Origin of the sequence: Pseudocitrobacter cyperus (assembly GCF_039889165.1) — a bacterium.
Classification (GTDB): domain Bacteria; phylum Pseudomonadota; class Gammaproteobacteria; order Enterobacterales; family Enterobacteriaceae; genus Pseudocitrobacter; species Pseudocitrobacter cyperus.
Genome location: NZ_JAYMYY010000030.1, coordinates 1 through 410, shown reverse-complemented (window position 1 = coordinate 410; position 410 = coordinate 1). Strand labels below are relative to the sequence as shown.

Below are 410 nucleotides of genomic sequence, written 5' to 3'. Positions count from 1 at the left end.
AGTGTGTCGTTTCAATTTTCAGCTTGATCCAGATTTTTAAAGAGCAAAACTTCGCAGCGCACCTTTTCAGGTACACTCTGAAGTTTTCTTGTTTGTTGCAGTAAAGATGGTGGAGCTATGCGGGATCGAACCGCAGACCTCCTGCGTGCAAAGCAGGCGCTCTCCCAGCTGAGCTATAGCCCCATCGTTGTTCAACCTCTGTACCGGTAATTTTTCCTGAGACAAGGCGTGGAATGGCGAAGCATACTGAAGTATGCGAGTCATTTCACAACGCAGTATCAGGGAAAATTTGGTAGGCCTGAGTGGACTTGAACCACCGACCTCACCCTTATCAGGGGTGCGCTCTAACCACCTGAGCTACAAGCCTGCAGAGATTTTTTACTGCTAATTTTCATCAGACAATCTGTGTG

At 47.6% G+C, this 410-nt stretch carries 2 tRNA genes; both read right to left on the bottom strand.

Features of this window, described 5'->3' with window-relative positions:
- Window positions 1-107 precede the first annotated feature (107 nt).
- Window positions 108-183, bottom strand: a tRNA-Ala gene (locus VSR74_RS23200).
- 107 nt (window positions 184-290) lie between these two features.
- Window positions 291-367, bottom strand: a tRNA-Ile gene (locus tag VSR74_RS23195).
- Window positions 368-410: the final 43 nt, after the last annotated feature.